15 protein-coding genes are annotated in these 13186 nt (G+C 70.7%); 9 read left to right on the forward strand and 6 right to left on the reverse strand.

What is annotated here, in order from left to right; translation table 11 throughout:
- Positions 1-127: 127 nt before the first annotated feature.
- Genes JOM49_RS19555 through JOM49_RS19565 form a run of 3 tightly spaced genes read left to right on the forward strand, consistent with a single transcriptional unit; the run spans position 128 to position 2535 of the window.
- On the forward strand, positions 128-1744 hold the full coding sequence (locus JOM49_RS19555) for an ABC-F family ATP-binding cassette domain-containing protein (protein ID WP_281068322.1): 1617 nt from the start codon (positions 128-130) through the stop codon (positions 1742-1744).
- Positions 1745-1797: 53 nt separating this feature from the next.
- A complete protein-coding gene (locus JOM49_RS19560) occupies positions 1798-2154 on the forward strand; it encodes a winged helix-turn-helix transcriptional regulator (protein WP_209671363.1) in 357 nt (118 codons plus the stop codon).
- 3 nt (positions 2155-2157) lie between these two features.
- Positions 2158-2535, forward strand: a complete 378-nt coding sequence (locus tag JOM49_RS19565) for a hypothetical protein (RefSeq protein WP_209665718.1) — start codon at positions 2158-2160, stop codon at positions 2533-2535.
- Positions 2536-2797: 262 nt separating this feature from the next.
- On the opposite strand, the gene JOM49_RS19570 is transcribed toward JOM49_RS19565, so the two are convergent.
- Together JOM49_RS19570 and JOM49_RS19575 are read right to left on the reverse strand one after the other, a co-directional pair.
- Entirely contained in the window at positions 2798-3724 is a 927-nt protein-coding gene (locus JOM49_RS19570) for a phosphotransferase (RefSeq protein WP_209665719.1), read from the reverse strand.
- A 6-nt stretch (positions 3725-3730) separates the two neighbouring features.
- Entirely contained in the window at positions 3731-4207 is a 477-nt protein-coding gene (locus JOM49_RS19575; RefSeq protein WP_209665720.1) for a glycine-rich domain-containing protein, read from the reverse strand.
- A 375-nt stretch (positions 4208-4582) separates the two neighbouring features.
- Between JOM49_RS19575 and JOM49_RS19580 the strand changes: the two genes are divergently transcribed.
- Both JOM49_RS19580 and JOM49_RS19585 read left to right on the forward strand, forming a co-directional pair.
- Positions 4583-5080, forward strand: a complete 498-nt coding sequence (locus JOM49_RS19580) for an NUDIX domain-containing protein (RefSeq protein WP_209665721.1) — start codon at positions 4583-4585, stop codon at positions 5078-5080.
- Between the two features lie 17 nt (positions 5081-5097).
- Entirely contained in the window at positions 5098-6306 is a 1209-nt protein-coding gene (locus tag JOM49_RS19585) for a helix-turn-helix domain-containing protein (RefSeq protein ID WP_209665722.1), read from the forward strand.
- A gap of 305 nt (positions 6307-6611) precedes the next feature.
- Here JOM49_RS19585 and JOM49_RS19590 read toward each other — a convergent pair whose 3' ends face one another.
- Together JOM49_RS19590 and ppgK are read right to left on the reverse strand one after the other, a co-directional pair.
- Positions 6612-8060: an RNA polymerase sigma factor gene (locus JOM49_RS19590; protein WP_209671365.1), complete on the reverse strand. Its 1449-nt coding sequence runs from the start codon at positions 8058-8060 to the stop codon at positions 6612-6614.
- Between the two features lie 171 nt (positions 8061-8231).
- Positions 8232-8993, reverse strand: a complete 762-nt coding sequence (gene ppgK, locus JOM49_RS19595) for a polyphosphate--glucose phosphotransferase (RefSeq protein WP_209665723.1) — start codon at positions 8991-8993, stop codon at positions 8232-8234.
- Positions 8994-9074: 81 nt separating this feature from the next.
- Between ppgK and JOM49_RS19600 the strand changes: the two genes are divergently transcribed.
- Complete coding sequence (locus JOM49_RS19600; RefSeq protein WP_209665724.1) at positions 9075-9887, forward strand: inositol monophosphatase family protein; 813 nt, start codon at positions 9075-9077, stop codon at positions 9885-9887.
- A gap of 7 nt (positions 9888-9894) precedes the next feature.
- Here JOM49_RS19600 and cei read toward each other — a convergent pair whose 3' ends face one another.
- Positions 9895-10575: an envelope integrity protein Cei gene (gene cei, locus JOM49_RS19605; RefSeq protein WP_372444221.1), complete on the reverse strand. Its 681-nt coding sequence runs from the start codon at positions 10573-10575 to the stop codon at positions 9895-9897.
- 494 nt (positions 10576-11069) lie between these two features.
- Between cei and JOM49_RS19610 the strand changes: the two genes are divergently transcribed.
- Entirely contained in the window at positions 11070-11378 is a 309-nt protein-coding gene (locus JOM49_RS19610; RefSeq protein WP_209665726.1) for a DUF4193 domain-containing protein, read from the forward strand.
- A gap of 85 nt (positions 11379-11463) precedes the next feature.
- On the opposite strand, the gene JOM49_RS19615 is transcribed toward JOM49_RS19610, so the two are convergent.
- Entirely contained in the window at positions 11464-11970 is a 507-nt protein-coding gene (locus JOM49_RS19615; RefSeq protein ID WP_209665727.1) for a DUF3093 domain-containing protein, read from the reverse strand.
- Between the two features lie 24 nt (positions 11971-11994).
- On the opposite strand from JOM49_RS19615, the gene dut reads away from it, so the two are divergent.
- Together dut and JOM49_RS19625 are read left to right on the forward strand one after the other, a co-directional pair.
- Entirely contained in the window at positions 11995-12483 is a 489-nt protein-coding gene (dut, locus tag JOM49_RS19620; protein WP_209665728.1) for a dUTP diphosphatase, read from the forward strand.
- Positions 12483-13145 (forward strand): DUF3710 domain-containing protein, encoded by a 663-nt coding sequence (locus tag JOM49_RS19625; protein ID WP_209665729.1) that lies wholly within the window; start codon positions 12483-12485, stop codon positions 13143-13145. Before dut ends, JOM49_RS19625 begins: the two co-directional genes overlap by 1 nt.
- Positions 13146-13186: the final 41 nt, after the last annotated feature.

A 13186-nucleotide genomic window follows, 5' to 3' on the forward strand; every position in this document is an offset into this window, starting at 1 on the left:
CTCTGATTTCGCCCGCCCGGCGCCGCGGTTTTCCGCGTGAGCGCGGGCTTTCCGTCGTCCTGTGACCGGAATTTCCCGGTGGTTCCCGCGCGTCCGTGCGCCCCGGGCCCGAAATCGGAGTGGAACTTTGTCACGCACCCGAAAATCCGCACACCTCCAGGCTGAGCGCCTGGGCAAGTCCTTCGCCGCGCAGCCGGTGCTCGAAGACGTCTCGCTGGTCGTCAGCGCCGGGCAGTGCCTCGGTGTGGTGGGGGAGAACGGCAGCGGGAAGACCACGCTGCTGCACCTGCTGGCCGGCGCGCTGCCACCCGACACCGGCACGGTGTCGCGGCACGGTTCGGTGGCCATGGCCGGTCAGGAGCTGCCGTTCACCGAACACGACACCGTCGCCACCCTGCTGGACGTCGCGCTGGCCGGTACCCGCGCGGCACTGGCCGAGCTCGACGCCGCCTCGGCCGCACTGGCCGAGCAGGCACCCGGCGCGGACGACCGGTTCGCCGCCGCGCTCACCCACGCCGAGGAACTGGACGCGTGGGACGCCGAACGGCGCGCCGACCTGGCGCTGGCTGGGCTCGGCGCCACCACCGACCGGAGCCGGCGGCTGGCCGAGCTGTCGGTGGGGCAGCGCTACCGCGTCCGGCTGGCCTGCCTGCTCGCCGAGGGCGTCGACATTCTCCTGCTCGACGAGCCGACCAACCACCTCGACGCCGCCGCGCTCGGTTACCTGACCGGCCGGATCCGCGCGCACCCCGGTGCCGTGGTCCTGGTCAGCCACGACCGGATGCTGCTCGACGAGGTGTGCGGCTCGCTGCTCGACCTGGACCCGACCGCGGACGGTGGGCCGAAGGTCCACGGTGGCGGGTACACCGAGTACAAGCGGGAGAAAGCGGCCGAGCGGGTGCGCTGGGAGCAGCGGTACGCACTCGAATCCGGTGAGGCCGAACGGCTCGAGCACGACGCCACGGCCGCGGCGAACCGGCTGATCTCGTCGTGGCGCCCGGACAAGGGCGTGAACAAGCACAAGCGGGCCACCCGCGCGCCCGGCCAGCTGCACAACGTCCAGCGCCGCATCGACGCGCTGGCCGAGCGCCGGGTCCCGCCACCGCCGGAGCGGCTGAGCTTCGCCTGCCCCGACCTGTCCGGCACCGGGCAGGGCGTGGTGCTCACCGCGTCCGGGGTGGCGGTGCCCGGCAGGCTGGCGCCGGCCGATCCCATCGCACTGTCCACAGGGGACCGTCTGCTGGTCTCGGGCGCGAACGGCGCGGGGAAGTCGACCCTGCTCAACGTGCTGGCCGGCCGGCTGGAACCGGCGGCCGGATCGGTGTGGCGGGCGGGGTCGGCGCGGGTCGGGCTGCTGGCGCAGGAGTCCGACTTCCCGGACACCACGGTCGGCGCGGCCGCGTTGTACGAACGGCGGGCGGCGAAACTGGTGTCCCGCGGTCAGCTGAGCGCGAATGCGGTGGTGCCGTTGAAGCGGCTGGGCTTGTTCTCCGCGGCGGACGCCGACCGTCCGGTGAACCGGTTGTCCACCGGGCAGCGTCGTCGGCTCGCGCTGGCTTTGCTGTTGTTGCACGCCCCGCACGTGTTGCTGCTGGACGAGCCGACGAACCACCTGTCGGTGACGCTGGTCGACGAGCTGACCGAGGCGATCCGGCGCACGCCGGTGGCGGTGGTCGTGGCGAGCCACGACCGGCAGCTGCGGGCCGATCTGGCGGAGTGGCCGTCGCTGGAACTGAGCGCCTGAGCGCGGGCGGGCCGGGTATGTTCGATCGGGTGAGGCGACCGCTTGATCCCGACATGTTCGACCCGGCCTGCCCGAGCCGCGTCACGCCGATCCGCATCGGCGATAAGTGGGTGGGCATGGTGCTGATCTGCCTGGAGGACGGGCCGCGGCGGTTCTCGGAGCTGCGGGTGCCGATGCGCGGGGTGTCGCCGAAGGTGCTCACCGAGACGCTGCGGGCGATGGAACGGGACGGCATGCTCGTGCGGACGGTCTACCCGGAGGTGCCGCCGCGGGTCGAATACGAGCTGACCCCGTTGGGGCGCTCGCTGTTCGGCCCGATCGAAGCGTGCCGGGAATGGGCGGCGAACCACCTGCCGGAGCTGATCGCCGCGCGGGAGGCTTATGAACGGCGGGAGGCCGTCGTAGACTGAGGCATGGGCGTTGTGCTGCTCTACGGACTCGTGGCGATCGCGCCCACGGTGCTCTTCTGGTTGCTCCTGCGCGTCCCCCGCCTGACCCGCCTGGTGCGGCAACGGTTCTTCCCGCGTCCGCTGCCGCCGCCGCACCCGCCGGTGGAGAACCTGGTCGCCGACCTGCGCCGGGTGCACCGGCTGCTCGCCGCCTACGGCCCCGGCACCCCGGCCGCCCGCCGCACCGGCACACGGCAGGCCTACGACGCCCTGCTGGCCCAGGCGTGTACCGCCGTCGAAGTCCCGCACCGGCTGGACACCCTGCCGGAAGGCATGGACCGGGAGCTGGAACGCCTACGCCTGGAACACGCCCTACGCACCGCCGGCCTCCCCATCCCCTAACCCCCACCCCCGAACCCCACCCTCACGCACCCGAACCTCACGTTCACGCAGCCGAACCTCACGTTCAGGCACCTGAGTTCCACACTCAAGCGGCCGAGTTCTACGTTCAGCGGAAAGTACGACGTCGTGGACGATCTAGTCGAGCGAACGCCCGGTCCATCGCCGCTGGGTTTCGATGTCGGCGGCCCCGTAGGGACCTGCTCGAGCTGGCTGGCGAGATCGGCCATCTTCGCCGGTGCGATGTCGTCGCCGTCGAGTTCGATCACCCTCCGCTGTATTTCACCGCGCTCTCGCGGTAGTCGGTGGCGGCCAGGCGGTGCTCGGCCCATCGCCGCGCCGCTGCTGTGAGCCCGGCCCGCATCGGCAGCGGGTCGGTGTGCTGCAAGTACGTCCACATGCCCAGCAGCGCCACCGAGAACGCGGTCAGTGCTTCGGCTGATGCGGTGGACCAGGCGGCTGTGGTGGCCGCCCAGCGCTCGGCGGCGTCCGGGCTGTGGCCCTCATCGATGAGACGGACCACCAGGTGAGCCGGGTCGACCCAGGCCGCGCCGGTTCGTGACCACGCCCAGTCGATCACCCAGGCCCGGCCGTCGCCGATGAGGATGTTGAGCGGGTGCAGGTCGGTGTGCAGCAAGTTGTCCCCGGCCGCCGCGTCGATGCCCCTGGCCTCCCAGTCCACGAGCAGGTCGAGCCGGTCACGGCTCCACTCGTCCAGTTCGGCGGGTGGTTGGTGACGTAGCCGCCGCCAGCCTGACATCCACGCCATCTTCTCGGTCAGCGCCGGAACACCGGGTGCGGGGCAGCCGGCCAGTGCACCGGCCATTGTGGACACGGCCTTGGCGACCATCGGTAGGTCCGGTGAGTCCGGCGAGAGGTCGGCGTGGTGGCCGGTGATGTGCTCGAAGCCCAGCAGCAGCCAGGCATCGGTGTCGGCTCGCCACAGCAGGCGCGGCGCGACCGCCGGGGGCAGGTACGGGTTGATGTCCGCCTCGTGGCGGTGCATCGCCCCGCGCTTGCCCCCGGCGTCGGCGATTCCCTTGCAGAACACCACACCATCGAGCGTGTGCAGGGTCGCGGCGAAGTCGGAGTTGCGCCCGGCCGCCGGCGTTTCGGCGTGGGTGACCGGCCCGGTCTCGGCTTCGACGGCTGAGCGCACGGCGGCGGGGAGGTCGTCCCAGGTGTGCAGCATGCGTCCTCAGTTGGTGGGCGGCGGGTCGTCGGAGCAGCCGTTCTTGCACTGCGAGCAGTTCACGTTGCACTTGCCGTTCACAGCTGGCCACAGCGCGGGATCGACAGCGTATCCGGCCCGTTCGATCGCGGCGACCGTGCGCGACAGCGTGGCGTGGGCGGCCGCGCCGGTCTCGGCCGGGTCGCCGTCCTCGGTGGGCACGTGGTGCAGGAACCGGCCCGCGATCCGGTCGCAGAAGTCGGCGTAGTCGCGGGTGTGCAGGATGAAGGTGTGCCAGCCGATGTCCACCAGCTCGCTGGGTGCCAGCGGAGCGCCGGTGTTGCGGGCGCACACGGCAAGGAATGCCAGCGCCTGCTCCACGATGCGCTCGGCCAGCTCGCGCGTCAGCTGCTCCTCGGCGACGATCCGACCAGCGAGTCGGTCGAACAGGGGCGTCGAGATCAGCTTGCGGCCGGTGGCGAATGGGGCCAGGACAGCGGTCACGGGTTCTCCTCGGTTGTTTGGGCAGATAGTCACCACGCTGGTCGCGCGGAGTTGGGGCGTCCACAAGGCCAGCGGCTGCCTGGGCTGCCACGCCGAGTTCTGCCGACCTTCGGCCTCCCACCCCGCTTGCGTGGCGTGGTCGCCTCGGTGACCTGGTACACGGATCCGGTCGTGAAGATCATCGGCTTCGCCTGCCGTGCACGTCGGCTGAGTCTGACCGCGCAGGCCGCCTTGTCGTTGCCACGTTCACAGCGTCGACCTAGTTGACCAGCGAAGACACAGCCCCGGAACATGTGTTCCCGGAGACGGCCGGGCGTTCTCTGCCTTTCGAGCAGGGAAAGTGATGATCAGCTGGGGGCGGTAGCCTGCGACACCGTGGACCTCTTGCCTTTCAGCGAGTACGCGGCTTCCCTCAACCGGAAGCGCACAGCCGCTGGCGTGCTGCTGCGCGACGACCGGTCGCGCGTGCTGCTGGTGGAGACCACGTACAAGCCCGAGTGGGAGATCCCGGGCGGCGCGGTCGAGGCGGAAGAAGCCCCGTGGGTGACGGCGGCCCGCGAACTCCACGAGGAACTGGGCATCACCCGGCCCCTCGGCACACTGCTGGTCATCGACCACATCCGCACCCAGGGTGTGATGCCCGAGGGCCTGGCCTTCGTGTTCGACGGCGGCCTCATCACCGAAGACGAAGTGCGCGGTATCCAGTCCACCGACCCGGAAATCCAGTCCGTGGGCCTGTACACGCTGGGCGAAGCCGAAACGCTGGTGAAACCCACTCTGCACGCCCGCATCAGCACGGCCTTGCGCGCGGCCGACAACGGCGCGACCGTGTTCTGCGAAGCCGGTCACCCTGCGACGACCGTTTGGAACTAGCACGCCGAGGGGGAACAGTGTCCAGCTCGCTGGCGGAGAACCTGGCGCGCTTCCGCAAGGCGCGCAACCTCTCGCAAGAGGAGTTGGCGGCGGCTGCATCGGTCGGGGTGGACACCGTGGGGCGCATCGAGCGCGGGGAACGCCGGACCACACGCCCCGCCACTGTCGCGAAGCTCGCGCGGGTACTGGCGGTCACCCCGGACGCGCTGCTCGGACTCCTGCCCACCGCCCAAGCTGTACGGGACACCGAGGTTGCCCGGCTGCGGCAGGCGATCACCGCCAGCGCCGAGGTACCCGGCCTGGACGATTTCGCCGACACCGACGACATCAGTGACCCGGCCAGCTTGGCCAAGGCCAGCCACGCCACCTGGCGGGCCTACGTTGACGGACGTCACGGCGAGCTGCTGCACGCCCTGCCTGTTCTGCTCACCGACGCCCGGCGCCTCGTCCACGCGACCACCGGAGACGCGAACGCCGCCGCGCAGCAGTTGCTGTCCACCGCATATCGGCTCGGAGCGGGGTTCGCCGGACGGCTCGACATGGACGACCTCGCGTGGGCCGCCGCCGAGCGCGCCCTGGCCGCCGCCCGCAAGTCCGACAACCCGGCGATCGACTCGGCGATCTCGCTGCGCTACCTCGTGTGGACCCTGATCAAGCAGGGCCGCACCGAGGACGCCGAGCGCGTCGCGGTGAAGGCCGCGGAGCAAATCGAGCCCCGGATGCTCGACCGGGACAGCACCCGGGCAGGCGTGTTCGGCAACCTGTTGTTCAACGCTGCCAACGCCGCGTTGCGCTCCGGCAGCGGCGACCGCGCCAACGACCTCCTGGCGATCGCGCAGTCAGCCGCGCTGCGGGCCGGGCGGGACAACGCGACCGAGGCCGCCATCTTCGGTCCCCGGGTAGCCGCCTTCCAGGCCGTGGACCACGCCGTCCGGCTCGGCGACCCGGAGACCGCGTTCCGACTCGCGGACCGCATCGCCGAACCGCAGGGCCCGGTGCCCGCCTTCTGGGAAGCCGGTCACCGGCTGCACCTGGCCCAAGCCGCGGCTCAGCTGCGGCGCGACCAGCTTGCCGTGGATCTGTTGAGCGAGGCCCGGGATTTGGCGCCGGACTGGGTGCAGCGCCAGCCGCTCGGGACCACGGTCATGCGCGGGCTGGTGGATCGGGCTACCCGCAGGCGTGGACGCCGCTTTGCCGAACTCGCGGCGCACTACGGCGTCCTCTGACATCTAGTGCCAGTCAATTGGCGAGCCGGGGAATCGGGTCCATTCATATTTCGTTCCGGGCGGATTCATGTCGAGATGTGGTTTCGGAGTTGGTCTGATTTCTCGCCTCGGAAACGTGTAGTTCCCGGCAGGGGGGACCAGCCAGGCGCAGCAGTCGCCGGATGGCGAGTCGACCTCGCTCTTCGGACCTGTTCGTTCGGCTTTTGCGCGCCAGTCAATGTCAGGGTTCGCCTAATTGTGCCTGTCTGACGCAAAGGGCCGTTGATCTGCGTATTAGCAGGTCAACGGCCCTTGAGCGGGAACTGTCAGTCCAGGTAGTCGCGCAGGACTTGGGAGCGCGACGGGTGGCGCAGTTTCGACATGGTCTTCGACTCGATCTGCCGGATGCGTTCCCGGGTGACCCCGTACACCTGCCCGATCTCGTCTAAAGTCCGCGGCTGGCCGTCCGTCAGGCCGAAGCGCAGGCGCACCACGCCCGCTTCGCGCTCGGACAGGGTCTGCAGCACCGACTGCAGCTGGTCCTGCAGCAGCGTGAACGACACCGCGTCCACCGCGACCACGGCTTCGCTATCCTCGATGAAGTCACCGAGCTGCGAGTCACCCTCGTCGCCGATGGTCTGGTCGAGCGAGATGGGCTCCCGGGCGTACTGCTGGATCTCCAGCACCTTCTCCGGGGAGATGTCCATCTCCTTGGCCAGCTCTTCCGGCGTCGGCTCGCGGCCGAGGTCCTGCAGCAGCTCGCGCTGGATGCGCCCGAGCTTGTTGATCACCTCGACCATGTGCACCGGGATGCGGATGGTGCGGGCCTGATCGGCCATCGCGCGGGTGATCGCCTGCCGGATCCACCAGGTCGCGTAGGTGGAGAACTTGAAGCCCTTGGTGTAGTCGAACTTCTCCACCGCGCGGATGAGCCCGAGGTTGCCCTCCTGGATCAGGTCCAGGAACGCCATGCCACGGCCGGTGTACCGCTTGGCCAGCGACACCACCAGGCGCAGGTTCGCCTCGAGCAGGTGGTACTTCGCCCGCTCCCCGTCACGCACGATCCACTTCAGGTCGCGGCGCATCTGGGTGGTGAGCTTCTCGCCCTCCTCCTCGGCGGTGCGCACGCGCTCGGCGGCGTAGAGCCCGGCCTCGATCCGCTTGGCCAGCTCCACCTCCTCCTCCGCGTTGAGCAGCGCGACCTTGCCGATCTGCTTGAGGTAGGCGCGGACGGAGTCGGCCGAAGCGGTGAGTTCGGCGTCCTTGCGGGCCTGCCGCAGCACCTCCGACTCTTCCTCGTCCCAGACGAAGTCGGGGTCGTTGGCGTTCTTGCTGCCCTTGGCCGCCTGCCGCTCGGCGCGGGTGCTGGCGGCCGGGACCTCGGCCTCCTCCGGCTCGGGCTCGTCCTCCTCGGGCTCCTCGCTCACCGTGGCGTCGACGACGTCGATCTCGACGCTTTCGAGATCGGCCAGGTCGGCGTCCAGCGAAGCTTCGTCGATCTCCTCGCCGACGACTTCACCGTCGGCGCCCTTGGCGTCGTCCTTGCCCGCCGGCTTCTTGGCGCGGGCTCCCTTCGCGGGGGCCTTCTTGGCTCCGGCCTTGGCCGGGCCCTTGCGGGCGGCAGGCTTCGCCTCCCCCGAGGGGCCTTCGGGCTGGGTCTCGGGATCCACGTCCTTGCCTTCCGGCGAGGTCTTCGCGGCGCTGGTTGTCTTCGTCCCGCCTCGGGTTGCGGTTCTTGCGGCTGCCACGTACGCCCTTTCGCAGCGGTCGATCATGGCGAGCCGAGACACTCCGGCCTCAGCTGCCTCAGATTCGGGGAACACCCCTCGGCCTGCGGTTTTGCCCGCCGTGGCCGTGGGCCGTGTTCCATTGTAACGACGTTGCCCACCGGCGTCGCGAAGCGATCATCCCCGGGCATGGCGGAGGGGGTCGCCGCGAAGCCGGAATCAGTGCTCGATACCCTCCACGGCGGCCGCCGCCGCGCCCACGATGCCGGCGTTGTTCTGCAGCGAGGCGACCACGATCGGGGTGCGGATCTCGAGCAGCGGCACCCACTTCTCCGCCTTCTTGCTGACCCCGCCGCCGACGATGAACAAGTCCGGCCAGATCAGGTTCTCGAGCACGGAGAGGTACCGGTCGACCCGCTTCGACCACTCCGGGTAGGACATGCCCTCGTTGTCCTTGACCGAGGCGGCCGCCTTCTTCTCCGCGTCGTGTCCGTCCACCTCGAGGTGGCCCAGTTCGGTGTTCGGCACCAGCCGCCCGTCCAGGAACACCGCGCTGCCGATGCCGGTGCCGAAGGTGAGCAGCGCGGTCACGCCCTTGCGGGCCGCCGGGTCGCCGAAGCGGATTTCGGCCATGCCCGCCGCGTCCGCGTCGTTCAGCATGGCGATCTCGTCCACCCCGCGGCCCAGCCGCTTGGCGAACAGCGCGTCGGCGTCGGTGCCGATCCAGCTGGGATCGATGTTCGCCGCGGTCATCGCGACGCCCTTCTTGATCACCGCGGGCAGGGTGACCCCCACCGGGCCCGCCCAGCCGAAGTGCCCGACGATCTCGGCGACGACGTCCGCGACGGCGTCCGGGGTGGCCGGGCGCGGGGTGTCGATCCGGAGCCGGTCTCCGATGAGCTTGCCGTTCTCCAGGTCGACCAGGGCACCCTTGATCCCGCTGCCGCCGATGTCGATGCCGAAACCTCGGGTCGCCGTCATGGACGTGATCCCTTCATTCTCGATTCAGAAACTCGCTCGGGTGACTGTAACGGCACGGGTTCGCATGGTGTGGTGGGAGCTATGGAGTCGATATCGACGCGTTTGACCGCGACCGCCGAGCAGGTCGCCGCCGAGGCCGCCGAACTGGTGCGCGACGCGCGTGCGCGCCTGCTCGCGGGTGGGTCCGTGCGGGTGGACACGAAGTCCAGTGAAACCGATGTGGTGACCGCGGTCGACCGCGATACGGAGCGTTTTGTCCGCGCCAAGCTGGCCGAACTGCGCCCCGGCGAGCCGGTGGTGGGCGAGGAGGACGGCGGCGACCTCACCCCCGGCGGGGTCAACTGGGTCGTCGACCCGATCGACGGCACGGTGAACTTCCTCTACGGCTACCCCTGGTTCGCCGTCTCGCTGGCCGCGCAGGTGGACGGGGTGTCGGTGGCCGGTGCGGTGGTGGAACCGGTCAGCGGGCGCCGCTGGACGGCCACGCGGGGCGGCGGGGCCTTCCTGGACGGGCGGCCGTTGCGCGTGGGTGCCCCGGAGCGCCTGGAACTGGCTCTGGTGGGCACCGGGTTCGCCTACCGGGTCGACCGGCGGCTGCGGCAGGCCGAGCTGGTGGCGGGCCTGCTGGGGCGCGTGCGGGACATCCGGCGGGCCGGTGCGGCGTCACTGGAGCTGTGCGCGGTGGGGGCCGGCTGGACCGACGCCTACTTCGAGCACGGGCTGAACCGCTGGGACTGGGCCGCGGGCGCGCTGGTGGCCGCCGAGGCGGGCGCGGTGGTCGGCCTGCCGGGGGAGGAGCCCGCACTCGGCGAGGACCTCACCTTCGCCGCGGCGCCGTCGATCGCGGGCGCGCTGCGCGAGGCGATCGCCGACGGTGGTGGGGCGGGGGTGTGAGCGTGGCTCAGCAGTAGCCGGCGCGGGCCGCGGTGAGCCGTTCCTTCTCGATGGTCGGCGCGGACTGCCCGGTGGACTGCTCGTTGCCGCCGGAGTCGGACTCCTGGTTCTGGCTCGACCAGGTGCTCAGCTCCTTGAGGATGTCCAGCCCGGCCTGGTTGGGCCGCGGGTCGCTGAACCGCGTGCCGATGCTCAGGTCGACGCTGGCGTCCTCACGGTTGTCTTCGACCAGTTCGACGCAGGGGTCGATCAGGCTCAGCGTGCGCGCGGCCGCCTTGCCGTTCTCGCCGTAGCGGATCTGGCCGCGGCAGTTGGCCTCGACGCCTTCGTAGGCCGGGTCGTTCTCCGGCTCGGCGGCCTCGGTGAAGCCGAGTTCGCGCAGGGTGGCCGTGGTGATCGCGCCCTGGCCGCGGGTGCCGCTCGCGTTGAGCACCTTCAGCGCGATCTTGTCCGGCGGGATCGGCGCGGTGTCGTCGAGCGCGTCGTGCGCGACCGGGGTGAAGCTCACCCCCTGCGGCGCGACCGGCGCCGGTTCGCAGCGGATCGCCTCACTGGTGGCGTCCTCCTTGGTGACCAGCGCGTTGATCCACACGCCCATGGCGATCACCCCGAGCACGCCGATGACGATCAGCGCCGGCCACGGCCGCCGTTTGCGATACAGCCGCGAATTCCCGTTCCCCGACGTCACTGACGTCACTGACCTGCCCCTTCCCAGAGCGCAGCACTCGCGCGCAGCCACCCGCCCGGGGCGCGTTGTGCCGTTCGGCCCAGGCGTTACGTCTTATGGACGCCGGAAGCCCCGCCCGGGTTGCCCGCGCGCGCCGGGTTCGGGCCGGGATCCGGCCGAATCACTGAATCGCACCACGGCACACCACGCTGGGCAAGGAGGCAACGCGCCGGGTGACCGGCTGCCACCGGAGCAGCCTAGTGAAGCGGGCCCCGGCTCCTCCTGACGGGTGACTTCCGGAGGGACAGGGGTGACGGGTTTCGGTGCGGGGTATGCCATGAGCTACCCTCTGCGGGCTCCGGCCACCCAGCGTGCGCGAAAAAGAGATCGGGCTCACGGGAATCGCCGGGCACAAACAGGGGCGCTGGAACGTTAACCAGCGGCACGGAGGACCACGGGCGCGTCCCGGGGTCGGCCTACTGACATTTCTAAGCTGATCGCAGGGGTGAGGGACAATGGCGACCGACTACGACGCTCCGCGCCGCAGCGAAGCCGACGAGCTGGCCGAAGACTCGTTGGAGGAGCTGAAGGCGCGCCGCAATGAGAACCAGTCCGGCGTCGTCGACGTCGACGAGGACGCGACGGCCGAGAACTTCGAGCTGCCCGGAGCTGACCTCTCCGGGCTCTCGGGGGAGGACCTGACCGTCAAGGTGGTGCCCAAGCAGGCGGACGAGTTCACCTGCTCGGTCTGCTTCCTGGTGCACCACCGCAGCAGGCTCGCGGACGAAAGCAGCGGGCGGATGATCTGCCGCGACTGCGCGTGAGACCGCACCACCAGGGGATTCTCGGGGCGTATCGGTGAACGGGGCGTTATCGGCCGGCCAGGCCGGTGACGCCCCGTTCGCCACATCAGGCTGGACGGTGCCCGGTCAGCAACTCCGCCAGCGCTTCGGGCTTGCGGGTGCTGATCAGCCAGTACGGCGTGGGGTCATCGGGATCCTCGACCCAGACACGCAGGGCGGGGCCGACCCAGCCGCGGTGCACCACGAACGCCGCGGGGTCGGCGTCGCGCCCCAGCACGCGGCGCTTGTCGGGCTTGGCGATGACTTCGACCGCACCCATGAACCGGGTGGGGAGGTGGGCGTCACCGGCCCAGAGCTCGGTCCCACCGTCCTCTTCGGTCACCCGGACCTTGGTGCGGCCCATGCCCAGCAGCAGCGCCACCACCAGTGGCAGCACGATCAGGTAGGGCAGCCAGGCCCGCACGCCCGGGTATCCCATGTGGATTTCCGCGGCGAGCAAGCCACCGCCGAGCAGCGGCAGGGGCCACAGCCACCACGGGACGTAGAGCCGCTCGGAGTGGCGCACGGTGATCTTGCCGGCTCGTTTGTCGGCCGCGTTCGCGCTCTCGGTCACGGGTTCAGGGTAGTCTCGCGGCCCGTGTCCAGCGTGCAGGTACTCCTCTCCCGGGTAGATCCCGGCGTCCCGTTGCCCGGCTACGCCCGGCCGGGTGACGCCGGTGCCGATCTCGTCACCACCGAGGACGTGGTGCTCGATCCGGGGGAGCGGGTGGTGGTCGGAACCGGGGTCGCGATCGCGCTCCCCGAGGGTTACGCGGGGTTCGTGCACCCGCGGTCGGGCCTGGCGGCCAGGGCCGGGCTGTCGGTGGTGAACACCCCGGGCACGATCGACTCGGGCTACCGCGGGGAGATCAGGGTCTGCCTGATCAACCACGATCCGCGGGAGCCGCTGAAGCTGGCGCGCGGGGACCGGATCGCGCAACTGGTCGTGCAGCGCGTCGAGCACGCGCGGTTCGTGGAGGTGGCGGAGTTGCCGGAGACCGAGCGCGGCGGCGGCGGTTACGGGTCGACCGGCGGCCACGCGGTGTTGAGCTCCGGCGTACCCGCCGGTGAGGAAACGGAGAAGTAGTGGGGATTTTCGGACGTAAGCGGCGCGCCGAGGCCGGCGACGAACGGCCGAGGGGCCGGCACGCGGCACCGGATGACGGGGACGACGACTTCGACGACGCGTACCTCGATCCGGAGGTCACGAGCGGTCCCTACGACATCGCCGACGCCCCGGAGGACGGGCTCCCGCGCATCGACCTGGGGTCGGTGCGGGTGCCGGTGCCCGAGGGCGCGCAGGTGCAGGTCGAGATGGACCAGGCCAGCGGTGGCGTGCGCGCGGTGCACGTGGTGACCCCGGTGGGGCAGGTCACGGTCAGCGGGTACGCCGCGCCGAAGTCCGGTGGCCTGTGGACCGAGGTGTGCGGCGAGCTGACCGAGCAGCTGCGCGCCGACGGCGCGAAGGTGCAGCCGGGCCGCGGCGAATGGGGCCTGGAGCTCTCGGCGATCGTCGGTGAGGTCGCGCTGCGGTTCATCGGCGTCGACGGGCCGCGCTGGATGCTGCGCGGGGTGATCGCGGGCCCGCAGTCGCAGGCGGCCGCGGCGCCGGACGTGCTGCGCGAGATTGTGCGGCACACCATCGTCGTGCGCGGCGACTCGCCGATGCCGGTGCGCACCCCGCTGACCATTGAGCTGCCGGAAGCCGTGCAGCAGCACATCGCCGCCCAGCAGCAACAAGGCGGCTGATCCGCCGGGCAATGCTAGGAGTGGGGCTTTACTAGCAATGA

This window comes from Amycolatopsis magusensis (genome assembly GCF_017875555.1).
Lineage (GTDB): Bacteria > Actinomycetota > Actinomycetes > Mycobacteriales > Pseudonocardiaceae > Amycolatopsis > Amycolatopsis magusensis.

Coding starts and splice junctions, on each gene's coding strand:
- JOM49_RS19560 (WP_209671363.1), top strand. CDS start 1,798: ATGTTCGACCCGGCCTGCCCGAGCCGCGTCACGCCGATCCGCATCGGC.
- JOM49_RS19565 (WP_209665718.1), top strand. CDS start 2,158: ATGGGCGTTGTGCTGCTCTACGGACTCGTGGCGATCGCGCCCACGGTG.
- JOM49_RS19570 (WP_209665719.1), bottom strand. CDS start 3,724: ATGCTGCACACCTGGGACGACCTCCCCGCCGCCGTGCGCTCAGCCGTC.
- JOM49_RS19590 (WP_209671365.1), bottom strand. CDS start 8,060: ATGATCGACCGCTGCGAAAGGGCGTACGTGGCAGCCGCAAGAACCGCA.
- ppgK (WP_209665723.1), bottom strand. CDS start 8,993: ATGACGGCGACCCGAGGTTTCGGCATCGACATCGGCGGCAGCGGGATC.
- JOM49_RS19600 (WP_209665724.1), top strand. CDS start 9,075: ATGGAGTCGATATCGACGCGTTTGACCGCGACCGCCGAGCAGGTCGCC.
- JOM49_RS19610 (WP_209665726.1), top strand. CDS start 11,070: ATGGCGACCGACTACGACGCTCCGCGCCGCAGCGAAGCCGACGAGCTG.